Annotated in this window: 25 protein-coding genes and 1 pseudogene; 13 read left to right on the forward strand and 13 right to left on the reverse strand. The window is 66.1% G+C overall.

Translation table 11 applies throughout. The annotated features are described in order from the left end of the window. Positions 1–116 precede the first annotated feature (116 nt). From ACH0AE_RS00760 to ACH0AE_RS00770, 3 genes are read left to right on the forward strand one after another with little or no spacing between them, the layout of a single operon-like run. The gene (locus ACH0AE_RS00760; RefSeq protein WP_294443121.1) at positions 117–587 is read left to right on the forward strand and encodes a MarR family winged helix-turn-helix transcriptional regulator; all 471 of its coding nucleotides are present in this window, start codon (positions 117–119) and stop codon (positions 585–587) included. Beyond that, the gene (locus ACH0AE_RS00765) at positions 580–1,659 is read left to right on the forward strand and encodes an HlyD family secretion protein (RefSeq protein WP_406875375.1); all 1,080 of its coding nucleotides are present in this window, start codon (positions 580–582) and stop codon (positions 1,657–1,659) included. The genes ACH0AE_RS00760 and ACH0AE_RS00765 overlap by 8 nt, the downstream gene beginning before the upstream one ends. A gap of 1 nt (position 1,660) precedes the next feature. Next, entirely contained in the window at positions 1,661–3,241 is a 1,581-nt protein-coding gene (locus ACH0AE_RS00770) for a DHA2 family efflux MFS transporter permease subunit (protein WP_294443119.1), read from the forward strand. Positions 3,242–3,250: 9 nt separating this feature from the next. On the opposite strand, the gene ACH0AE_RS00775 is transcribed toward ACH0AE_RS00770, so the two are convergent. After that, on the reverse strand, positions 3,251–3,445 hold the full coding sequence (locus ACH0AE_RS00775; protein ID WP_294443159.1) for a hypothetical protein: 195 nt from the start codon (positions 3,443–3,445) through the stop codon (positions 3,251–3,253). A gap of 6 nt (positions 3,446–3,451) precedes the next feature. Here ACH0AE_RS00775 and ACH0AE_RS00780 point away from each other — a divergent pair, with 6 nt between their 5' ends. Next, on the forward strand, positions 3,452–3,604 hold the full coding sequence (locus ACH0AE_RS00780) for a hypothetical protein (RefSeq protein WP_294443118.1): 153 nt from the start codon (positions 3,452–3,454) through the stop codon (positions 3,602–3,604). Here ACH0AE_RS00780 and ACH0AE_RS00785 read toward each other — a convergent pair. From ACH0AE_RS00785 to ACH0AE_RS00795, 3 genes and pseudogenes are all read right to left on the reverse strand, one after another. After that, a pseudogene (locus tag ACH0AE_RS00785) lies at positions 3,550–3,774 on the reverse strand (GFA family protein); the annotation flags it as partial. The gene ACH0AE_RS00780 and the pseudogene ACH0AE_RS00785 overlap by 55 nt on opposite strands. Further along, positions 3,681–4,709 (reverse strand): aspartate-semialdehyde dehydrogenase, encoded by a 1,029-nt coding sequence (locus ACH0AE_RS00790; protein ID WP_294443117.1) that lies wholly within the window; start codon positions 4,707–4,709, stop codon positions 3,681–3,683. The gene ACH0AE_RS00790 and the pseudogene ACH0AE_RS00785, both read right to left, overlap by 94 nt. 82 nt (positions 4,710–4,791) lie before the next feature. Further along, positions 4,792–7,020 carry a DPP IV N-terminal domain-containing protein gene (locus ACH0AE_RS00795; protein WP_294443115.1) on the reverse strand — a complete coding sequence of 743 codons (2,229 nt, stop codon included), beginning with the start codon at positions 7,018–7,020 and terminating at the stop codon, positions 4,792–4,794. Positions 7,021–7,161: 141 nt separating this feature from the next. On the opposite strand from ACH0AE_RS00795, the gene ACH0AE_RS00800 reads away from it, so the two are divergent. Continuing rightward, positions 7,162–8,193 (forward strand): TrkA family potassium uptake protein, encoded by a 1,032-nt coding sequence (locus ACH0AE_RS00800; RefSeq protein WP_294443114.1) that lies wholly within the window; start codon positions 7,162–7,164, stop codon positions 8,191–8,193. Positions 8,194–8,291: 98 nt separating this feature from the next. Here the strand turns inward: ACH0AE_RS00800 and rplS are convergent, their stop codons facing one another. From rplS to ACH0AE_RS00820, 4 genes are read right to left on the reverse strand one after another with little or no spacing between them, the layout of a single operon-like run. Continuing rightward, positions 8,292–8,681, reverse strand: a complete 390-nt coding sequence (gene rplS, locus ACH0AE_RS00805; protein WP_294443113.1) for a 50S ribosomal protein L19 — start codon at positions 8,679–8,681, stop codon at positions 8,292–8,294. Between the two features lie 6 nt (positions 8,682–8,687). Continuing rightward, complete coding sequence (gene trmD / locus ACH0AE_RS00810) at positions 8,688–9,413, reverse strand: tRNA (guanosine(37)-N1)-methyltransferase TrmD (RefSeq protein ID WP_294443111.1); 726 nt, start codon at positions 9,411–9,413, stop codon at positions 8,688–8,690. Beyond that, the gene (locus ACH0AE_RS00815; RefSeq protein WP_294443110.1) at positions 9,410–10,927 is read right to left on the reverse strand and encodes a serine hydrolase; all 1,518 of its coding nucleotides are present in this window, start codon (positions 10,925–10,927) and stop codon (positions 9,410–9,412) included. The genes trmD and ACH0AE_RS00815 overlap by 4 nt, the downstream gene beginning before the upstream one ends. A 51-nt stretch (positions 10,928–10,978) precedes the next feature. After that, positions 10,979–11,299, reverse strand: coding sequence for a hypothetical protein (locus ACH0AE_RS00820; RefSeq protein ID WP_294443109.1), 321 nt, complete (start codon positions 11,297–11,299; stop codon positions 10,979–10,981). A gap of 54 nt (positions 11,300–11,353) precedes the next feature. Between ACH0AE_RS00820 and ACH0AE_RS00825 the strand changes: the two genes are divergently transcribed. Beyond that, complete coding sequence (locus ACH0AE_RS00825; protein ID WP_294443108.1) at positions 11,354–12,259, forward strand: NAD(P)/FAD-dependent oxidoreductase; 906 nt, start codon at positions 11,354–11,356, stop codon at positions 12,257–12,259. A 19-nt stretch (positions 12,260–12,278) separates the two neighbouring features. Here the strand turns inward: ACH0AE_RS00825 and rimM are convergent, their stop codons facing one another. From rimM to ffh, 4 genes are read right to left on the reverse strand one after another with little or no spacing between them, the layout of a single operon-like run. Then, a complete protein-coding gene (gene rimM / locus ACH0AE_RS00830) occupies positions 12,279–12,776 on the reverse strand; it encodes a ribosome maturation factor RimM (protein ID WP_294443107.1) in 498 nt (165 codons plus the stop codon). Continuing rightward, positions 12,736–12,873: a hypothetical protein gene (locus ACH0AE_RS00835; RefSeq protein ID WP_294443106.1), complete on the reverse strand. Its 138-nt coding sequence runs from the start codon at positions 12,871–12,873 to the stop codon at positions 12,736–12,738. Before ACH0AE_RS00835 ends, rimM begins: the two co-directional genes overlap by 41 nt. A 48-nt stretch (positions 12,874–12,921) precedes the next feature. Beyond that, the gene (gene rpsP / locus ACH0AE_RS00840) at positions 12,922–13,329 is read right to left on the reverse strand and encodes a 30S ribosomal protein S16 (RefSeq protein ID WP_406875376.1); all 408 of its coding nucleotides are present in this window, start codon (positions 13,327–13,329) and stop codon (positions 12,922–12,924) included. Between the two features lie 33 nt (positions 13,330–13,362). Further along, positions 13,363–14,877 carry a signal recognition particle protein gene (gene ffh / locus ACH0AE_RS00845; protein ID WP_294442013.1) on the reverse strand — a complete coding sequence of 505 codons (1,515 nt, stop codon included), beginning with the start codon at positions 14,875–14,877 and terminating at the stop codon, positions 13,363–13,365. Between the two features lie 215 nt (positions 14,878–15,092). On the opposite strand from ffh, the gene ACH0AE_RS00850 reads away from it, so the two are divergent. After that, on the forward strand, positions 15,093–16,697 hold the full coding sequence (locus tag ACH0AE_RS00850) for a bifunctional diguanylate cyclase/phosphodiesterase (RefSeq protein ID WP_294442012.1): 1,605 nt from the start codon (positions 15,093–15,095) through the stop codon (positions 16,695–16,697). A gap of 15 nt (positions 16,698–16,712) precedes the next feature. Here the strand turns inward: ACH0AE_RS00850 and ACH0AE_RS00855 are convergent, their stop codons facing one another. Beyond that, a complete protein-coding gene (locus ACH0AE_RS00855; protein WP_294442011.1) occupies positions 16,713–18,221 on the reverse strand; it encodes a YifB family Mg chelatase-like AAA ATPase in 1,509 nt (502 codons plus the stop codon). Between the two features lie 102 nt (positions 18,222–18,323). On the opposite strand from ACH0AE_RS00855, the gene ACH0AE_RS00860 reads away from it, so the two are divergent. From ACH0AE_RS00860 to yihA, 6 genes are all read left to right on the forward strand, one after another. Next, a complete protein-coding gene (locus tag ACH0AE_RS00860) occupies positions 18,324–18,602 on the forward strand; it encodes a hypothetical protein (RefSeq protein WP_294442010.1) in 279 nt (92 codons plus the stop codon). An 86-nt stretch (positions 18,603–18,688) separates the two neighbouring features. Beyond that, complete coding sequence (gene rpmH / locus ACH0AE_RS00865) at positions 18,689–18,823, forward strand: 50S ribosomal protein L34 (protein ID WP_028056723.1); 135 nt, start codon at positions 18,689–18,691, stop codon at positions 18,821–18,823. A 59-nt stretch (positions 18,824–18,882) separates the two neighbouring features. Beyond that, positions 18,883–19,161: a ribonuclease P protein component gene (gene rnpA / locus ACH0AE_RS00870; protein WP_406875377.1), complete on the forward strand. Its 279-nt coding sequence runs from the start codon at positions 18,883–18,885 to the stop codon at positions 19,159–19,161. Further along, positions 19,158–19,370, forward strand: a complete 213-nt coding sequence (yidD, locus tag ACH0AE_RS00875; RefSeq protein WP_294442009.1) for a membrane protein insertion efficiency factor YidD — start codon at positions 19,158–19,160, stop codon at positions 19,368–19,370. The genes rnpA and yidD overlap by 4 nt, the downstream gene beginning before the upstream one ends. 15 nt (positions 19,371–19,385) lie before the next feature. Next, on the forward strand, positions 19,386–21,089 hold the full coding sequence (gene yidC, locus ACH0AE_RS00880; RefSeq protein ID WP_294442008.1) for a membrane protein insertase YidC: 1,704 nt from the start codon (positions 19,386–19,388) through the stop codon (positions 21,087–21,089). After that, positions 21,086–21,826, forward strand: coding sequence for a ribosome biogenesis GTP-binding protein YihA/YsxC (gene yihA / locus ACH0AE_RS00885; RefSeq protein WP_406875378.1), 741 nt, complete (start codon positions 21,086–21,088; stop codon positions 21,824–21,826). Before yidC ends, yihA begins: the two co-directional genes overlap by 4 nt. Positions 21,827–21,838: the final 12 nt, after the last annotated feature.

Genomic DNA, 21,838 nt, shown 5'->3' on the forward strand with positions numbered 1-21,838 from the left:
GTCCAACAGTTCAAGCGGCGGAACGCTCCAGACCGCCGGCTGCTCCAAGCGGAGAAGTTGCATCGAGCAGTGGGGCAGACCTTCCATTATATAAGCATGCTTACTATACGTGCAGTATGGCAGATAGTTTCGGGTTCCTGCTCAGTGATACCGCACGCCTCGTGCGGCGGCGTTTCGACGAGCGGGCGCGGCAGCATGGCGCGACTCGTGCGCAGTGGAAGGCGTTGCTGGGGATCAGCCGGCACGCCGGGATCAATCAGGGCGGCCTCGCGGACCTGCTGGAAGTCGAGCCGATCACATTGTGTCGCATGATCGATCGGATGGAGGATGCCGGACTGGTGGAGCGTCGGCGCGATCCGAACGATCGCCGCGCATGGCAGCTGTTCCTGACCGACAAGGCTCATCCAATCATCGAGGAGCTGCATTGCACCGCGGCCGACCTGATGGCGCAGGCGCTGCGCGGCGTGCCGCCCGAGCAGCTTGAGGCGGTGACCGGGACGCTGAACCGGATCCGGCAGAACCTTATCGATCCCGCGCCGGATGCGGCGGCACAATCCCAAGTTCCCGAGGAGGCGGCGCGTGGCTGATGCCGATCCCAAGCGCGACTTCGTCGCCGACAGCGAAATCGATTTGACGCCGGATGTGCCGGCAGAAGCGCCGCGCCAGAAGCGCTGGGGCCGGATGCTGCTGCTGTTCGGCGTGCCGCTGCTGATCGCGGCGCTGGGCGCCTATTTCTACCTGACGTCGGGCCGGTTCATCTCCACCGACAACGCCTATGTCCGGCAGGACGTGATATCGGTCAGCCCGGACGTGTCGGGCCGGATCGTGGCGGTGAACGTACGCGAGAACCAGCGGGTGAAGGCGGGCGACGTATTGTTCCGCATCGACCCCGAACCCTACCGCATCGCCCTTGCACAGGCCGACGCTGACCTTGCCGCGGCGCGCGTTCAGGTTGCAACCATGGCCACCGATACCGGAAGCGCCGCCGCCGATATCGAGAGTGCGCGCGCCGAGCTGACGCTGGCACAGGCGACGTACGAGCGGCAGGACGCGCTGATGAAGCGCGGCTTCACGACGCGCGCCAGCCTCGACGCAGCGGTGCAGGACGTTGCCGCGGCGCGGGCGAAGATCGCCACGGCGCAGGCTGCGGCCGCACGCGCACGCCAGCAGATCGGATCGGGTGGCGGATCGGGCATGCCGGCGCAGATCCAGGTGGCGATGGCGAAGCGCGAACAGGCAGCCATGAACCTGGAACGGACCACCGTGCGCGCACCCAAGGACGGCGTCGTCAGCCAGACGAGCCGGCTTCAGGTTGGCAACATCACGCCGTCCGGCGTCCCGGCGCTGAGCCTGGTGGTCAGCGACGCCGCGTGGGTGGAAGCGAACTTCAAGGAGACCGACCTTGACCACATGCGCGTCGGCCAGCCGGCAGAGTTGTCGTTCGATGCCTATCCGGGGCTGAAGGTGACGGGCCATGTGCAGTCGATCGGGGCCGGCACCGGCAGCGAATTCTCCGTGCTGCCGGCACAGAATGCCAACGGCAACTGGGTGAAGGTGACGCAGCGCGTGCCGGTGCGGATCGCGATCGACGGCAAGCCGCCGCGCGCGATGATCGCCGGGCTGTCGACTGACGTGAAGATCGACACGGGGGCGCGCTGAGGTGGCATCGCGCGCCCTGCCCGGGCGGCCACCCGCCTCCCAGGCGCCCGCCGCGCCGGCGCCGGGCAAGCCGCTGCTTCATACCAACAACCGCGCGCTGCTGACGGTTGGCATCATGGGTGCGATGATCATGCAGATCCTCGACACCACGATCGCCAATGTCGCATTGCCGCACATGCAGACCAGCCTTGGCGCGACGGTGGACACCGTCACCTGGGTGCTGACGAGCTATATCGTCGCGACCGCGATCGCCCTGCCCGCGACGGGCTGGCTTTCCGACCGGTTCGGCAGCCGCAACCTGTTCCTGATCGCGGTGGGGGGCTTCATCATCGCATCCATGCTGTGCGGCATCGCCACCAGCCTGGAGGAGATGGTGATATTCCGCGTCTTCCAGGGTGTGTTCGCGGCCTTCATCAACCCGCTGTCGCAAACCTCGATGCTGGACATCAACCCGCCTGAGCGCGCCGCCAAGGCGATGGGGGTATGGGGCATGGGCGTGATGGTGGGCCCGATCATGGGGCCGGTGCTGGGCGGCTGGCTGACCGAGAGCTACAACTGGCGCTGGGTGTTCTACGTCAACGTGCCCGTCGGCCTGGCGACCTTTGCGATCCTGTGGTTCCTGCTGCCCAGCCGACCGAAGGCGACGCGATCGTTCGATCTTGCGGGCTTCGTCTACCTCGGCGTCGCGGTGGCCTCGTTCCAGTTGATGCTTGACCGTGGCCAGAGCGAGGATTGGTTCGAAAGCTGGGAAGTGATCATCGAGGGCCTGCTGGCGCTCGCCTTCACCTGGATGGCGATTATCCACTTCATGACGGCCAAGAACCCGCTGTTCGACCGGGCGATCTTCGCCAACCGCAACCTCGTCACCGGCCTGTTCTTCATGCTGGTGGTGGGCATTTCGACCATGGCGCCAATGGCCCTGCTGCCGCCGATGCTGCAGAACCTGTTTGGCTATCCGGTGATCGATACGGGCGTGATGATGGCGCCGCGTGGCGTCGGCGTGCTGGCGACGATGTGGCTCGCCGGGCAGTTGATGGGTCGGGTCGACACGCGGCTGGTGATCATGACGGGGCTGGTGATCTTTGCCGTCTCGCTGCGCCAGATGGCGGGCTATTCGCTGGAGATGGACTTCTGGCCGGTAATCACGGCTGGGTTCGTACAGGGGCTTGGCATGGGGCTCGTCTTCATGCCGCTGAACGCCTTAGCCTTCGCGACGCTCGACAATCGCTATCGCACCGACGGCGCGAGCCTGCTCAACCTGTTCCGCTCGATCGGCCAGTCGGCCGGCATCTCGATGGTGACGGTGCTGCTCGCGCGCAACATTCAGACGAGCCATGCGGACTTGTCACAGCATGTGACGCGCAACGTGATGGCGGGGTTTGATCTTGGCATGCTGGCGCAGCTCGGCACGCTGTCCGACGCGGCGATGTCGATGGCAGATGGCATGGTCAACAAGCAAGCGGCGATGATCGCCTATCTCGACGATTTCTACCTGATGAGCTGGATCTCGTTCGCCGCGGTGCCGCTGGTGCTGCTGCTCCAGAAGCCCAAGGGCAAGGTGGAGGTGGTGCACAGTGAGTAGGCGGTTCGCCTATCGCTGAAGCGCCGCCGCGAGGTCGTCAAGCGGTGCGGCCTCACCCCATTGCGGCACATTATCTGGCAGCGTTACCCAGCGCTGGCGATAAGCGGTGAAGATGTGGGCGCGGCAGTCCAGTTCCTCGGAGCGGTCGAAGGTGCCGGCGCGCACCACCGCGATCCCCGGCCGCCGCGTGTTCGTATTGTAGATGCGCGCGTGGCAGGTGCCGCAGAAACGCTGGTCGAGGTGCGGTCCTCAGTCGTGATCTGGTGGATCACGACCGGGCCCGAGACGGTCAGCAATTCCTCGCGGACCAGCGCCTGGACGCTGAACGCGCTGCCGGAGGCGCGCTGGCAAATGTGGCAGTGACAGGCATAGACTGGCGGCAGCGCATCAAGCGCCAGCTCGTAGCGGCAGGCGCCGCAACGGCAGCCGCCGGTGATCGTCACGCCGCCTTCTTGAGGTGGCGCCGGCCGAGCAGCTCGGCGATCTGCACCGCGTTCAGCGCGGCACCCTTGCGAAGGTTGTCGCTGACGCACCAGAGCGCGATGCCGTTGTCGACGGTGGGATCGTCGCGCACGCGGCTGATATAGGTCGCGAATTCGCCGACGCATTCGATCGGCGTGACATAACCGCCGTCCTCACGCTTATCGACCAGCATGATGCCCGGCGCCTCGCGCAGGATCTTCTGCGCGTCCTCGGCCGACAGCTCATTCTCGAACTCGATGTTGATCGCTTCGGAATGGCCGACGAACACGGGCACGCGCACGCAAGTGGCGGTAACCTTCACCTTTGGATCGAGGATCTTCTTCGTCTCGACCACCATCTTCCATTCTTCCTTGGTCGAACCGTCTTCCAGGAAGCTGTCGATATGCGGGATGACATTGAAGGCGATCTGCTTGGTGAACTTCTTGGGCTCGGCAGGGTCCCCGACGAAGATGTTGCGGCTTTGTTGGAACAACTCGTCCATGCCGTCCTTGCCGGCACCGGACACCGATTGATAGGTGGAGACGACGACGCGCTTGATCGTGGCGGCATCGTGCAGCGGCTTCAGCGCGACCACCATCTGCGCCGTCGAGCAATTCGGGTTCGCGATGATGTTCTTCTTGCGATAGCCGTCGATCGCATCGGCGTTCACTTCCGGCACGATCAGCGGCACGTCCGGATCCATGCGGTAGAGCGACGAATTGTCGATCACGGTGCAGCCGGCGGCGGCGAACTTCGGCGCATAGACCTTGGTCGCCTCACTGCCGATCGCGAACAGCGCGAAATCCCAACCGGTGGGATCGAAATGCTCGATGTTCTGGACCTTCAGCATCCGGCCCGTGTCGCCATATTCGAGCTGTTCGCCAACGGAGCGCGACGAGGCGAGGAGCGCGATCTCGTCGGCGGGAAACTCCCGCTCGGCGAGGATGTTGACCATCTCGCGACCGACATTGCCCGTCGCGCCTGCGACCACTACCCGGTAACCCATCTCACTTCGTCCTTCATCCGATCGCGCGGGCCATACCGCCCCGGTGCGGGGCGTGCCAGCAAGCTTTACTTTCGTCCGCCCCTCACTTCGCGGCTGGCTTCTTCACGTGCCGGTCGAGGAAATCGAGGATCGTCGTCCAGGGATGGATGTCGCGGACCGCGCCATGGGCCTTGCCCGGGTATAGCATCATCTCGAACGGCTTGTTCGCCGCCTGCATCCGGGCGGCGAAGGCGGTCGCATTGTCGAGGAACACATTGTCATCCGCCATGCCGTGCATGAGGAGCAGCGGATCGCTGGTCTTTGCGGCGTCCGGCAGTGCGCTGGAGGCGGCATAAGCGGCCGCATCACGCGTCGGATCGCCCATGTAGCGTTCGGTGTAATGCGTGTCGTAAAGCGCCCAGTCAGTAACCGGCGCGCCGGAAATACCGGCCGCAAAGACGCCCGGATGGGCCTGCAGCATCTTCAGCGTCATATAGCCGCCGTAGGACCAGCCGTAGGTAGCGATGGCGTCCGGATCGACGAACGGCAGCGTCTTCAGATAGGCGGCGCCGGCAAGCTGGTCCTCCACCTCGACCGAGCCCATGGCGTGCCAGATCGCATCCTCGAACGCCTTCCCGCGGTTGGCGGAGCCGCGGTTGTCGATCTGGAAGACGATCCAGCCCTGCTGCACCAGGAACTGCCGCAGCGGCATGTTGCCCGGCCAGTCGCGCGCCACTTCCTGGCTGTGCGGACCGCCGTAGTGCATGAAGAACACCGGATAGCGTCGCCCCTTCTGCAACGGCGGCGTGATCATCTCCCAGTGCAGCGTCGTGCCGTCCGCGGCCTTGATGGTGCCGAACTGGGTGGGGCGATGCGCGGCGCGATACGGCGCATATGGGTGCGCGCCGGACACGGCATTCTCGTTTACCCAGGCAATCCGCTTGCCGGTCGCATCCGCGAGATAGACCTGCCGGGGCTGGGCGGGGTTGGAGCGCGACACGATGAAGCGCGACCCCTGCCCGTCTGCCGCGGCGCTGGCGTGCCACCAGCCCGGCTCCGTCAGCCGCGTGACGTCGCCTGGCCGGGCGAGATCGACCGAATAGAGGTGGCGCTCCAGCACGCCGTCACGGTTGCCGGTGAAGAACAGCCGCCCCGCCTGCTCGTGCACCGCGACGAGCGATTCAACCGACCAGTCGCCCTTCGTCAGCTGGGTCCACTTGCCCGCCTGCCAGCGATAAAGATGGCCGTAGCCGTCGCGTTCGGAGCGCCAGATCAGGCTGCCGTCCTTCAGCGGGCGATAGGCGTCGGTGAGGTTGATCCAGCTCTTTTCGCCGGCGCGCTCGGTGAACATCACCCTGGATGCGCCGGTGGCCGGATCGACGACAAGCATGTCGAGCGTGCGCTGATCACGCGACTGGCGCTGGACCAGCAGCGCCGAGCCGTCCGGTGTCCAGTCGACGCGCGCGAGATAGATGTCGGGATCAGGCCCGAGATCGACCTTCACCTGGCCCGAACCGTCCGGGTTCATGATGAAGAGATCGACCAGCACATTGGGCGTGCCGGCGGCGGGATAGCGCTGCTGATAAATGCTGGTACCGCTGGCGCCGATCGCGGCGCGGGTGAAGGTGCGCACCGGCGCCTCGTCGAAGCGCTCGACCGCGATCCTCTTGTCATCGGGCGACCACCAATAGCCGGTGCGGCGGCCCATTTCCTCCTGCGCGACGAACTCCGCCTCGCCGAAATGAATTGTGCCACCGCCCTCGCGCGTGATCGCCTGCGCCGGGCCGTCGGCGGTGCCGACCCACAGATTCTGATCCCGCACGAAGCTGACATGGCCACCGCGCGGCGAAATCACCGGATTGAGCGCGCCCTTGGTGCCTTCGAGCTTGCGCACCGAGCCATCGAGCGAAGCGACGAACAGCTCGCCGTCGATCGGCACCAGGATCGACTTGCCGTCCGGCGACCAATCATAATCGAGGATGCCGGTCTTGCCCGTCTTGGAGCGATCACGTTCGCGCTGCATCTTCTCGGCTTCGGAAAGCTCGGCGCCGCTGCCGATCTTCTTGGAATCGACCAGCATCCGCCACGTGCCGGTGCGCGTGTCCATCGCCCACAGATCGAAGCGATTGCGCTCGTCCTCGCGCGGGCGGACCGACGTCAATAGCGTGCCATCAGGCGACAGGCGGAGCGCCTGCGGCTGATCGCCGGCGAGATCCGGGCTGGCGAAGACGCGTTGCAGCGTAAGCTTCGCCGGCGCCGGCGAGGGCTCAGCCATTGCCGTTGCCGACCAGATCGCCAGACCCGCCCCGATCGCCGCCATCCATATGCGCATTCACTCTTCCCGGCTGATTGAACGATCCGGTTAGCGGCGCGCGCCGCGGAGCGCAAAGGTCAGCGCTCCATCCTCGGCCCGGAGGGAGGAGCGGCAAGACGCGTGCGTGACTTCCGATACAACAGGCGCTTAGGTGGCGCGATGCTGCGCCGCCTTCGACCGAACAAGGATCTGCACCTGCGCCGCCGCAGCAGCCTGCCGGACTGGGCCAGCCTGGCGTTGCGCGTGGCGCTGGCCTTCGCGCTCGTCAGCATCGCGCTGGGCGGCCACTGGCTCGACCGCGAGGGGCTGCGCGACAATATCGATGGCCATATCAGCTTCAAGGACGTGCTGTATTTCACCATGATCACCGTCACGACGGTGGGTTATGGTGACATCGTGCCGGTGACGGACAGCGCGCGCATGTTCGACACCTTCATCGTCACGCCGATCCGGTTGTTTGTGTGGCTGATCTTCCTGGGGACCGCTTATGACTTCCTGCTCAAGCGCACGTGGCAGCGGTGGCGGATGTCAGTGATCCAGCGACAGCTGACCGGCCATGTCGTGATCGCCGGCTATGGCACCAGCGGCACCGAAGCGCTGCGCGAGCTGATCCGGCGCGGCACCGATCCGGCAACGATCGTGGTGGTCGACCGTGGCACGGAAGCGCTCGAGCATGCGGAGCAATGTGGCGCAGTGGTGCTGGATGGCGATGCAACGCGCGACAAAACGCTCGAAGCGGCGCGAATTGAGCGTGCATCGACCCTGATGGTCTCCGCTGGCCGGGATGACACAACGATCCTGATCGTCCTGACGGCGCGGCGCCTTTCCAAGGACGTGCGGATCAGCGCGGTGATCCGATCGGACGACAACGAAGCACTGGCGCGGCAGGCGGGCGCCGACGTGGTGATCAACCCGGCGAGCTTTGCCGGGCTGTTGCTGGCCGGATCGACCGATGGGCCGCACGTGGCCGACTATCTGAACGATCTTGCCGCGACCCATGGCCGGGTGGCGCTGCGCGAGCGGGATGCAACCGCGGAGGATGTGGGGCGGCCATTGATAGGGCTGTCCACGGGGCTTGGCGTGCGGCTGTTCCGGCGCGGCGCGTGCATCGGCTTCGACCAGCCGGGTGCGCAGCGCGTGGAACTGGGCGATCGGATCGTCGAGATCGTCAAGGGTGACGCGCTGACCTAGAAGGGCACGGATCGTCCATCACGCGCGCGACAGACAAGCGAAAGGCGCCGGCGGTTTCCCGCCGACGCCTTTCCTGAAACCCTTGCGGTTCCGACCGATTACTCGGCGGCTTCGGTCTTCGCCGGGCGGTTGTCGCGGCGCTCGGCGATACGCGCCGACTTACCGGTACGACCACGCAGATAGTACAGCTTCGCACGACGCACGGCGCCCTTGCGGACCACCTCGATCGAATCGATGTTCGGCGAATACAGCGGGAACACTCGCTCCACGCCCTCACCGAAGGAAATCTTGCGGACGGTGAACGACGAGCCCATGCCCTTGTTCGAACGCGCGATGCACACGCCTTCGTAGTTCTGGACGCGGGTACGCTCACCTTCGACCACCTTCACGCCGACCTTCAGCGTATCGCCGGGGCGGAATTCGGGGATCTTCTTGTTCGCGGTCAGCTTCGCGATCTGCTCGGCCTCGAGCTGCTGGATCAGGTTCATCTCAACTCATTCCCGTTCATCGCCGCGCGCCAGAGGGCGGTTGACCCGAGCGCCGACGTGGCGCTCCCACAGGTCCGGCCGCCGTAGCCGTGTATCTTCCTCCGCCCGGCGCTGACGCCAGGCGGCGATCTTCGCATGATCCCCCGATCGCAGCACTTCGGGGATCGTGCGCCCTTCCCATTCAACAGGTCGGGTATAATGCGGATATTCGAGCAGGCCGCTTTCGTGGCTTTCCTCGACCCCACTTGAAGCGGCGCCCATTACGCCGGGAAGCAGCCGAACGCAAGCATCCAGCAGCACCAGCGCAGCCGTCTCGCCGCCGGAGAGGACATAGTCGCCGATCGACACTTCCTCAATGTCGCGGCCCTCGAACAACCGCTCGTCGAACCCCTCGAACCGGCCGCACAGGACGACGGCTCCGGAACCCGCCGCCAATCCCCGAACGCGGGCCTGCGTCAGCGGCTTGCCGCGCGGCGTCATCGCCAGCACCGGCCGCCCCTGCCCCTGCGCGTCCACCGCAGCGGCGAGGATGTCGACGCGAAGCACCATGCCCGCGCCGCCGCCTGCCGGCGTATCGTCCACCGTACGATGGCGGTCAGTGGCGAAATCCCGGATGTTGACGGCGTCGAGCGACCATCGCCCCTCTGCCAAGGCCCGGCCGGCAATGGCAAAGCCGAGCGGCCCGGGAAACATCTCGGGATACAGCGTCAGGACGGTGGCATGGAAAGTCACGGCGCGGCGGTAAAGCTCAATACCTGAAGACTCAACGCCGGCGTCGGTGCACGCTGCACGCGGCCAGCGACCTTGCCGTTCGCGCACTGCCAAATGAAGGCGCCCTCCATGGCAGAAATCGGCGCGATCGCGGCGTCCGTCCGGCAGGCGCCGACCTTCTTCTTGAGATCGGCAACATCCTTGCGCCGACGCGCGAGATCGCGATCGGGCACGACATTGTTAGCGAGCGGCGCGCGCGCCGGATCGCCAGTGCGCCACACCTCGCGCATGATGTCATAGGCGCGAGCAAGATCGGGCGAGACCGGCACGGTTCGATCCGCCAGCCCGGCACTGCGCAGGGCATAGAGCGCCTGCATCACCGGTAGGCTAGGCCCCGCATAGGTGCGGTTCGCAAAGGCGAAGACGCCGACGCCGGCGTCCGGCAGCATCATCACGATTGAGCCATAGCCCGGGTAGCCGCCGGAGTGAGTGACGATCCGCCCGACATCGCAATCGTTCACGACCTGCCAGCCCATGCCGTAGGCGCTCGACACGCGGCACTGCTTGCCGGACGGTCCAGCGCGCTCGGCCGTGTTCACGAAGTTCAGGCCCTCGACGATCTCGCGCACCGTGGCGCGCTTCACCGGGCCCTGATCGGGATCGTCGCGCGCCGGCCAGCCTGACAGCAGGAACGAGACCCAGCGCCAGTAATCATTGGCGCTCGTCTGCACGCCGCCCATCGCGCCAAACGTGCCGTCGGCCATGTCCGGCTCCCGCACCCAGGCATCATCCTGCCAGCGATAACCCAAGGCGCGCTTGTCCTGCGGGCCGTTCAGCACGTCATAGCCGGTCGACTCCATGCCGAGCGGCGCCATGATGTTGGTGCGGATGTAATCCTGGTAGCGCTGGCCGGAAACGTTGCTGATGATCCGGCCGAGCAGTGCATAGCCGAGGTTGGAATATTCCATCTTGAGCCCGGGCGCCTGCGCGAGCGGCACGCCCGCCTTCAGCAGGGCGGTGAACGCGGCCTCCGACAAGGGTTGCTGACGATCGCCCCAGGGATTGTCCTCGACGAAGCCGGCGGTGTGGTGAAGCAGATCCTCGACACGGATGCGACGACTGTCCGCGCTGGGGTACTTCCAGCCACGCATTTCGGGAACGTAGCGCTCCGCCGGGGCGTCGAGCGACAGGCGATCCTCGTCGCGCAGCTTCAGGATGGCGAGAGCGGTGAAGGCCTTGGACATGGAGGCGATGCGGAACAGGCTGTCGGGCGTGACCGGCTGCTTTGTCGTTACGTCCTGCACGCCCAGACCGCGCACGAGCACCAGCTTGCCATCCTTCAACACGCCATAGACGAGGCCGGGGACGTGCGCGTTCCTCATCCAAGCGTCGAAATAGCCGGTGAGTTGCGGCTCCATTGCAGCGATGTCGAGCTGGTCGGGCGCCGGCATCGGTGCGTTCGGCGCCGCCTGCTGCTGAGCAACGGCGGCCGCTGGAGCGGCGAGCAACAGGGCGGCAGATAGAGCGCGGATCATGATCGTCCCCCAAATCCAGTGGCGGAAGCGATACTTTGCGGCGCCTGCCCGTCAACCGCGCTGGAACGCGCGCACCGCGACGACGGCGGTGGGGAGGCCGATCAGCACGCTCGCCATCAGCCCGTAGAACCAGAACATGACGATCGAGAAGATCACCATGCCGAAGCTGCCGCGATGCGCGTCCGGCGCGCGCTGCGCGAATTGCAGCGCGATCAGCAGTGCCGCGATGACCGCCGTGACGATCGGTACCGACGCGGCAGAAAGCAGGATCTGCCCGAGGGTGGACGTTGCGAGGCCCCGGACGACGACGAGCCTTGCGGCCCCCACCGTTACCGCCGCGATCACCAGCGCGCTCACGATCAACCAGCCCATCGGCGCCTCCCTTTCCAGTGGGAACCACCTTCGGCTTGAAACGCTCCGGACGCCATGCACGACTGCGTCATTATTGGCGGGGGCCCGGCGGGGCTGACGGCCGCCATCTATCTCGCCCGCTTCCACCTTGACATCGCATTGTTCGACAATGGATCGAGCCGCGCCGCGTTGATCCCTTGCACGCACAATCATGCGGGGTTTCCGGGCGGGATCAGCGGCAAGGAGTTGCTGGCGCGGATGAGCGAACAGGCCGCCTCGTTCGGTGTGCGCACCCATCGCACCGATGTCACCGCGATCGAGCCGGACGGCGAAAATTTCATCATTCGCACCTCCGACATGCAGGTCGACGCGCGCACCGTGCTACTCGCCACGGGCGTGGTGAATAACCGGCCGAAGATGGACGATGCGCTGCACCACCGGGCGCTCGCCGACGGCCTGCTGCGCTATTGCCCGATCTGCGACGGCTATGAAGTCACCGACAAGAAGGTGGGCGTGATCGGCACTGGCGGGCATGGCATGCGCGAAGCGCTGTTCCTCAGAGGGTATTCGCGCGACGTGACCCTGATCGCCCCGGATGCCGAACATATGCTGGACGACGAATGTGCCGCGGCGCTTGATGCGGCCGGCATCGCGCGGATCGACGGGCCATGCGGCGGTTATGCGATCGAGGAAGGACGGCTCGCGCTCGATACCGCGGAAGGGCGCGTGGCGTTCGACAGCATTTATCCGGCGTTGGGATCGAAGGTGCGGTCAGATCTGGCGCTGGCCGCCGGGGCGCGGGGAACGGACGACGGGTGCATCGTGACGGACGAGCACCAGCGCACCACCCTGCCCGGCCTCTATGCCGCGGGCGACGTGGTGCGGGGGTTGGACCAGATCAGCCACGCCATGGGCCAAGCGGGCGTTGCCGCGACGACGATCCGCAATGAACTGAGCGAGCGCCGCCCGCTGCGACGCTGAATAGAAATAAGGGCGGCGGCTATTCCGCCGCGAAGGCCGTAGCAATGACGAGTTTCTCGCCATCCCACTCGGGCACCGCTTGCTTGGTCATCGGAACCATGAAGCGCTTGCCGGTCGGGCGCTCGATCTCGACCACATCGCTGGCGCCGAAATTCTCCACGGCCACCACCTCGCCCAGTGGCTCACCCTCGGTGGACACCGCGGGGAGGCCGATGAGGTCGGCGTGGTAATATTCGCCCTCCTCCAGCGGAGGAAGGGCCGATCGCGGGACCGAAAGCTCGGTGCCGCGCAGCGCCTCGGCCGCGGTGCGATCGGACACTTCGGCAAAGCGCGCGATGTTGCCCCGGAGCGACTTCAGCGTCAGCGCCCCGTCGTTGAACGAGGCATGGGCCGCCACGTCCTCAGCGAAGAGCTTCAGCTTCACTTCCCCGCCGATGCCGTGCGCGCCGGTGATCGCGGCGAGCACGACGCGCGGCTCACCCGCCGGGGGATCCTTCCTCGGCAGGGGGGGTGTCATCGCCGCCTTCGGCCGGCTCGGTGCTCGAGACGCCTTCGTTGCTGGCGAGGTCTTGATCGTCATCGGCGGCAGTCCGCGGATCGGGATCGTTGGTCATGGCACGCTCCTTTCGAACAAAGGAACGCGCCATGATCCGATCGGATGCTTATTCGGTTGCCGCTTCGACTTCAGCCGCCATCACTGCTTCGGTCTCAGCCTGCGAAGCCTCCTCGGCTGCCTTCAGCTTCTCGGCACGCTCCTCGGCGCGCTCCTTGGCCTTCTCGCCCGGCTCGGCCTTCTTCGGGTTGTTGCGGGCTGCACGCTCGCGAACGCCGGCGAGATCGAGGAAGCGGGCGACGCGGTCGGTCGGCTGCGCGCCGTTGCTCAGCCAGTGCTTCGCACGCTCGGCATCAAGCACCACGCGCTTCTCGTCATCCTTGGCGAGCAGCGGGTTGTAGTTGCCGATCTTCTCGATGAACTTGCCGTCGCGCGGGCTGCGGGCGTCCGCGACGACGATGCGGTAGTACGGACGCTTCTTCGAGCCGCCACGCGACAGGCGAATGCTGAGTGCCATTGTAGTCTCTTCCTTCTAGATATCGGTAAAACGTTACTTCTTGAACTTCGGAAATCCGGGCGGGAGCGCTCCGCCGCCCCCGCCAATGCCCGGCAGGCCAGGAAGCCCGCCGCCGGCCTTGCCGAGCATGTCGCCAAGCTCCGGCCCGCCGAGCGCGTTGCCCAGCCCGGCCATGCCGCCGCCAGGACCGCCCTTGCCCAGCATCGAGAGCATGCCCTTGATGCCGCCCATCTTGCGGATCTTCTTCATCGCAGTGGACATTTCCTGGTGCATCTTCAGCAGCTTGTTCACGTCCTGAACGGTCGTGCCGCTGCCCTTGGCGATACGGATCTTGCGCTTGGCGTTGATCAGTTCGGGCTTCACACGCTCCTTGGGCGTCATGGAGGTGATCATGGCGTCCATGCGCAGCAGGATTCGCTCGTCGACCGCGCCGTTAGCCATCGCCGCCTGCGCCTTCTTCATACCCGGGATCATGCCGGCGAGCGCGCCAAGGCCGCCCATGCGCCGCATCTGCGCCAGCTGCCCGCGCAGGTCGTTCATGTCGAACTGGCCCTTGGCGAGCTTCGCCGCCATGCGCTCGGCGTCTTCCTGCTGGATCGACTCCGCCGCCTTCTCGACGAGGCTGACGACGTCACCCATGCCGAGGATACGGCCGGCGACACGCTCGGCATGGAACGCCTCGAGCGCATCCATCTTTTCGCCGACGCCGGCGAACTTGATCGGCTTGCCCGTGACGGCGCGCATCGACAGCGCCGCGCCGCCGCGCGCATCGCCGTCCATCCGGGTCAGCACGACGCCGGTGAGCGGCACCTGCGCCGAGAAGCTCTGCGCGACGTTGACGGCGTCCTGGCCGGTCAGCGAATCGACGACGAGCAGGATTTCCTGCGGCGAGGCGATTTCGGCCACCGCCTTCATTTCGTCCATCAACGCCTGGTCGACGTGGAGACGACCGGCGGTGTCGAGCATCAGGACATCGAAGCCCTGCAGCTTCGCCGCCTGAAGCGCGCGGCGGGCGATATCGACCGGCTGCTGCCCCGGCACGATCGGCAGCGTCTGCACTTCGATCTGCTGGCCGAGGGTAGCGAGCTGTTCCTGCGCAGCCGGGCGATTGACGTCGAGCGACGCCATCAGCACCTTCTTGCGATCGCGGCCGCCCTGGCCGCCCGACAGGCGCTTGGCGATCTTCGCGGTCGTGGTGGTCTTGCCCGAGCCCTGCAGGCCGACCATCATCACCACCGCGGGAGGCGTGACATCGATCTTCAGTTCGGCCGCTTGGGGATCGTCGCCGCCGAGCATCGCAACGAGGGCGTCGTTGACGATCTTGACCACCTGCTGGCCAGGCGTGACCGAACGAAGCACGTTCTGGCCGATCGCCTTCTCGGTCGCCTCGTCGACGAACTGGCGCGCGACCGGCAGCGCAACGTCAGCCTCGAGCAGCGCGACGCGGACTTCGCGCATCGCCTGACGCACGTCCGCCTCCGTCAGCGCGCCGCGGCCGCGCAGACGGTCGAACACGCCACCAAGACGATCGCTCAGGCTGTCGAACATCGCGTCAAAACTCCTTCATCCGGCCCCAAACGCAAAAGCGCCGGCGGGCGAAACCTCGCCGGCCAGCGTGCACCACATGGGCGCTTGTCTTCAGCGTTCAACAACGGAACGTGAGCGGCCAGTAGCGGGGAATGCCGCGGAAGGCAAGTTTACGGCCGTTAACTCCTTCTACACCGATGGCCTCCAGAATGTGTCGGCTATGGAGGACGAACGGCATGGTGGAGCAGGCGCGACGCGCCGCTGACAAACGCGCCGGGAACGGCAGCGCGGCAGGGATCGTCACTGCCGCGGCCGTCGCGCTGTTCGTCATACTCGCCGGAATGGTGGCGAGCACCCTTCTGCGCCAGTCCTTCGGCTCCCCCGAGGAGCTCGACCGCACCATCGTCATCGCCCTGTTGCTGAACGTCGCGCTGATCCTGATCGGCTGGCGGCGGCATCGCCAGCTGGCGAAGACTGTGGGGGATCACGTCGCCGCCTCCGAGCGTGTGCGCGTCCTCTCGAACTGCGATCCGCTGACCGGCTTCCTCAATCGCCGCAGCCTGGTGGAAGAAGCCGCGACCATGCTGCATGACGCAGGCCGCCGCGGCCGCGCCGTCGCGCTGCTGATGCTGGACCTCGACCGGTTCAAGACGGTCAACGATCTTCACGGCCATTCCGCTGGCGACGCGCTGCTCGCCCGGGTGGCGAGCGAGATCACCGGCATCCTGCCGAGCGGGGCGCTAACCGCGCGGCTGGGCGGCGACGAATTCGCCTGCGCATTCATCTTCGATCCGCGTGACCCATCGGTGGTACAGCGAATCGCCGAACAACTCGTCAGCCGGCTTGCCCTGCCGATCGAGATCGACGGGCAGCAGCTTCACGTCTCGGCCTCGATCGGCATTGCGCGTTCCGATGTTGAGCGTGGTTCGATCGACGCACTGATGCGCGCCGCCGATATCGCCATGTATGCGGCGAAGGACGGTGGGCGGAACCGACTCGCCTGGTTCGATCCCGCCATGGCGCGTGCGCTTCATGCCCGGAACGAGCTGGAAACGGGGCTGCGCCACGCCATCCCGTCTGGTCATATCGTGCCCTATTTCGAGCAGCAGATCGATCTGGAGACCGGCCGGCTGTGCGGCTTCGAGGTGCTGGCGCGCTGGGAGCATCCCGTGCACGGGACAATCCTGCCCGACCGCTTCATCCCGATCGCGGAGCAGAGCGGCCTGATTGCCGACCTGTCGATGATGGTGATGCGCCAGGCCTTCCTGGCGGCCCGCGATTGGGACCCGGCGCTGACGCTGTCCGTCAACATCTCGCCTTATCAATTGCGCGACGCCTGGCTGCCGCAGAAGATCATCAAGCTGCTGCTGGAGACCGGATTCCTGGCGCACCGGCTCGAGATCGAGGTGACCGAAAGCGCGCTATTCGAGAATCTGTCGCTGGCGCAGACGATCGTGGGCAGCCTGAAGAACCAGGGCATCCGCATCGCGCTGGATGATTTCGGCACCGGCTATTCCAGCCTCGCGCACCTGCGCGCCCTGCCGTTCGACCGGATCAAGATCGACAAGAGCTTCGTGCAGGCGATCGCGGACAATCCCGACAGTGCGGCCATCGTTGGCGCGATCGCCAGCCTTGGCACGAGCCTGAATCTGCCGGTGACGGCGGAAGGCATCGAAGACGCCGAGATCGAGGCACGCGTGCGCACCATCGGCTGCGCGCGTGGCCAGGGCTATCTCTATGGCCGGCCAATGAGTGGGGCCAACACCCGCCGATTGCTGGCCGAGCGCCGGATGCTGGCCACTGGCGCTGGGCCGACCGACGAGCGCCGGCTGGCGAGCTGATCGCCGCGCTGCGCGTCAGGCGCGGGGCGGCTGCCGACGATAGCTGAGCGCTTCGGCGATATGGATGCGCCCGACCTCCTGCGCACCCGCCATGTCGGCGATCGTCCGCGCGACCCGCAAGATCCTGGTATAGGCGCGCGCCGACAGCCGCATCGCCTCCGCCGCCTGCGCCAGCAGCGCGCGGCCCGCCTCGTCCGGCATGCAATGCGCCTCCAGAACGTCTCCCTCAGCTTCCGCATTGGTCCGGATCGGGTGATCGGCGTAACGCGCTGCCTGCACGTTGCGTGTTGACGCGACGCGCGCTGCGACTTCCGCCGAGCCTTCAGCAGGAGCCGGCAGCATCAAGTCCGCAGCACTAACCGCCTGAACCTCGACGTGCAGATCGATCCGGTCGAGCAGCGGGCCGGAGACCTTTGCTTGATAGTCCGCCGCGCACTTCGGTGCCCGGGCGCAGGCGAGGCTCGCATCCCCGAGATAGCCGCAGCGGCACGGATTCATCGCCGCGACCAACTGGACGCGCGCGGGGAATGTGACGTGCGCATTGGCACGCGCGACGCTGACCGTGCCCGATTCGAGCGGCTGGCGCAGCGAATCGAGGACGGCGCGCTGGAACTCGGGAAGCTCGTCGAGGAACAGGACGCCAAGATGCGCCAGGCTGACCTCGCCTGGCTTCACCTTGAGACCGCCGCCGGTCAGCGCCGCCATCGAGGCGGAATGATGCGGCGCCCGGAACGGCCGGGTGCGCGTAAGGCGGCCACCCTCCAGCGTGCCGGCGACCGACTGCACCATCGAGACTTCGAGCGCCTCGGCGGCATCGAGCGGCGGAAGTATGCCCGGAAGGCAGGACGCCATCAGCGATTTGCCGGCACCCGGCGGGCCGACCATCAACAAATTGTGCCCGCCCGACGCCGCAATCTCCAGCGCACGCTTTGCCGTCTCCTGCCCGCGTACCTGCCGCAGATCCGGGCCCGAGCCCGCCGCGATCACGTCGCCAGCAATGGGTGCGGAAAGTAGGCCATGTCCCTTGAGATGATTAATTAGCGAGAGAAGATCGGGGGCGGCCACCACCTCGATTGATCCGCTCCACGCAGCCTCCGGACCTTGGGCGGCAGGGCAGATCAGGCCCTTGCCCGTCTCGGCGGCATGGAGCGCGGCGAGCAGGACCCCAGGCGAGGGCGCGAGCCGACCATCCAGTGTCAGTTCGCCGACGATCACGTACTCCGCGAGCGTCTCGGCATCGACGACGCCCATCGCGGCGAGCAGGCCGATGGCGATCGGCAGATCGAAGTGCGATCCCTCCTTCGGCAGATCCGCCGGCGACAGGTTCACCGCTATCCGCTTTGGGGGCAAGGCGAGGCCCATTGCCGCGATGGCGCCGCGCACCCGTTCCCGGCTTTCTCCAACTGCCTTGTCGGCGAGCCCAACGAGGTTGAACGCCGGCAAGCCGGGAATGAGCTGCACCTGAACCTCGACGCCGCGCGCCTCCAGCCCGAGATACGCCACCGTCGAGACGATCGCCGCCATCTATCTCCCCCGTTCCCCTCCCGTTCATACCCGCTTTGCGACGGCTGCAAACCACTCATCGAGCGTCTTGTCATTGCAACACACCGGAGCCACATCGCCGCCATGCGTGACCGCCATCCCGTTTCGCGACTCATCCAGCTGGTGCTTGGCTTCCTGCTGTGGATCGGCGCTGCCGCGGTGGCACCCCTGCCCGGCCCCGGCGGCGTTTTCCTGTTCGCTGGCGGGATGATCCTGATCCTGCGCAATTCGCGTTGGGCGCAGGTGCGCTGGGCCCGCCTCAAGCGGCGCTGGCCACGTGTCGGCAATCTGGTCGACCGGACGATGCGTCGGCGAAGCGCGCTGCGGCGCCGCGCGCGCGATCGCGTCCTTGGCTCTCGTTGACTTGGAGCCGGTCTTCACCTATGCGCCGCACCATTCGGGCCGTCCTGCGTGGCGGCCTTGTTGTTTTTCAGATTCGGGAATGAACGATGAAGCGGACCTTTCAGCCGAGCAACCTGGTGCGGGCTCGTCGTCACGGCTTCCGTGCGCGCATGGCGACGGTGGGCGGCCGGGCAGTGATCCGGGCGCGTCGCGCACGCGGCCGCAAGAAGCTGTCGGCATAATTCAGACGCTTACCCGCCGCCGGGACTTCCTGGCGGCAAACGCGGGGCGCCGTGCGCCGATGCCGGGCTTCGTGCTGCTGGTGCGCCCCCGCGAGGACGGTGATCCGACGATGCGAGTCGGCTTCACGGTCACCAAGAAAATCGGCAATGCCGTGGTCCGCAACCGGATGAAGCGCCGGTTGCGGTCGCTTGCGCGTGAGCTGCTGCCGACGCAGGGCATTGCCGGCGCGGACCACGTACTGATCGGACGCAACGGCGGGATCGAGCGCGACTTCGACAGCTTGCGGCGCGAGCTGGGCAAGGCGCTGGGCAAGGTTGCCCGGCAGGCGAGCCAGTGATCGCCCGGCTGCTCATCCTGCTGGCACGCGGCTGGCAACTCGGCCCCTCGCTGATCCTGCCGCCAACGTGCCGCTATCAGCCAAGCTGTTCCGCCTATGCAATCGAGGCCCTTCGCCGCTATGGAGCCGTGCGCGGCAGCTGGCTGGCGATGAAGCGGATCGCGCGCTGCGGTCCATGGGGTGGGCACGGCTATGATCCGGTGCCGTAAAGGATTTTGGCGCACGTGAATAAAGAGAATCAGAACTTTGTGTTGTTCGCGGTCATTGCCGCGCTCATCCTGTTCGGCTGGCCGGTCCTGCAGAACAAGTTCTTCCCCACCGCCAATCCGCCCGTCACAAAGATCGAGGACGGCAAGACCAAGGTCGTCACGCAAAAGTCGGCTGATCCGACGGCTGACGGGCCTGCCGCGATCCGTGACCGCAACCTCGTCCTGCGCGAAACGCCGCGCGTGATGATCGACACGCCGACGATGCGCGGCTCGATCAACCTCAAGGGCGCGCGGATCGATGATCTGGTGCTCAAGAATTACAAGGAAACGATCGCCAAGAACTCGCCGCCGATCCGCCTGCTGTCACCAGCCGGCGCGCCCGAGGCCTATTTCGCCGGCTTCGGCTGGCGTGACGACGGATTGTCGCCGCCCAGTGCCGATACGGTGTGGACCGCATCGTCTAACCTCCTCGCGCCGGGCAAGCCGGTCACGCTGACGGCGACCAACGGTCGTGGGCAGCGCTTCGCGATCGAGCTGTCGGTCGACGACGGCTATATGTTCGGCATCAAGCAGACGGTGGCGAACGGTGGAACCGGTGCAGTGCCGGTTGCTGCCTATGGCCTCGTCAATCGCACTGGCGTCTCCAAGGATCCGGACAGCTGGACGATCCATGTCGGGCCGATGTCGGTGCACAACGACAAGGCCGACTACGACGTCGACTACAAGGACCTGACCGAAGGGCCGCAGCGGTTCGCGACCACCGGGGGCTGGCTTGGCTTCACCGACAAATACTGGCTGACCGCGCTGATCCCGGATCAGGCGCGGCCGTTCGACGGGCAGTTCCGCGAAGGCGCGAACAAGGCGTACCAGGGCGACTATACCAGCAACGCCCAGCTGCTGCAGCCCGGCCGACAAATCACGCAGACGAGCCGCTTCTTCGCTGGCGCCAAGGAAGTGCGCCTGCTCGATCGCTATACCGACAAGGAAGGCGTGACCCGCCTGGACTATGCGATTGACTGGGGCTGGTTCCGCATCGTCGAGAAACCGATCTTCTATTATCTCGACTGGCTGTTCCGCATGGTCGGCAATTTCGGCGTCGCGATCATCCTGCTGACGCTGACGATCCGCCTGCTGATGTTCCCGATCGCGCAGCGCCAATTCGCGTCGATGGCGAACATGCGTGCCGTGCAGCCGAAGATGAAGGCGATCCAGGAGCGCTTCAAGGACGACAAGCCGCGGATGCAGCAGGAGATCATGGCGCTGTACAAGGCGGAGAAGGTGAACCCGCTTGCCGGCTGCGCCCCCACCCTGCTGCAGATCCCGATCTTCTATGCGCTGTACAAGGTGCTGATGCTGACGATCGAAATGCGGCACCAGCCGTTCATCCTGTGGATCAAGGACCTGTCTGCGCCCGATCCGCTGACGCCGGTGAACCTCTTCGGCCTGCTCGCCTTCACGCCGCCGGCGTTCCTGGCGATCGGCGTGGTTCCGATCCTGCTTGGCATCAGCATGTACTTCCAGTTCAAGCTGAACCCGGCACCGATGGATGACACGCAGAAGCAGGTCTTCGCGCTGATGCCATGGGTGCTGATGTTCGTGATGGCGCCGTTCGCGGTGGGCCTTCAGGTCTACTGGATCACGTCGAACGTCCTGACGATCCTGCAGCAGAAGCTGCTCTACGCCCGGCATCCCGGCCTGAAGGAAGCACCCGCGAAATGAACCGCCAACCTCCCCTCCATGGGGAGGGGCCCCAGCCCGCCGCTGGCACACAAGCGGCGCCGGAAACGGCGTCGCCCGAGGCCCCCTTCACCGAACTGGACAGTGGCCCTGACGAGGCCGAGATCGAGGCGGCACGCAAGATCTTCGCCGGGCCGATCACCTTCCTGAAATCGGCGCCAGCGCTGCAGTTCCTGCCCGATCCGTCGGTGCCGGAGGTGGCGTTTGCCGGCCGTTCGAACGTCGGCAAGTCGTCGCTCATCAACGCACTGACCGGGCGCAAGACGCTGGCGCGCACCTCGGTGACGCCGGGGCGAACGCAGGAGCTGAACTTCTTCGATGTGGGCGAGCCGATGCTGTTCCGCCTCGTCGACATGCCCGGCTACGGCTTTGCCAAAGCGCCAAAGGACGTGGTCAAGAAGTGGCGCTTCCTCGTTAACGACTTCCTGCGCGGGCGGCAGGTGCTGAAGCGTGCGCTGGTGCTGATCGATGCGCGGCACGGCATCAAGGATGTCGATCGCGAGATCCTCGACATGCTCGACAAGGCAGCGGTCAGCTATCGCATGGTGCTGACCAAGGCCGACAAGATCAAGGCGACAGAGCTGGATGAGGTAACGGCGCGCACCATCGCGGAAGCGCGTAAGCGGCCCGCGGCGCATCCGGAGATCATCGCCACCTCGTCCGAGAAGGGCATGGGGATTGCCGAGCTTCGCGCGGCCGTGATCGAGGCGATCGGCTGACGCTTTCCCGGC

It is taken from the genome of Sphingomonas sp. 179-A 2A2 NHS, assembly GCF_045371305.1.
Lineage (GTDB): Bacteria > Pseudomonadota > Alphaproteobacteria > Sphingomonadales > Sphingomonadaceae > Sphingomonas.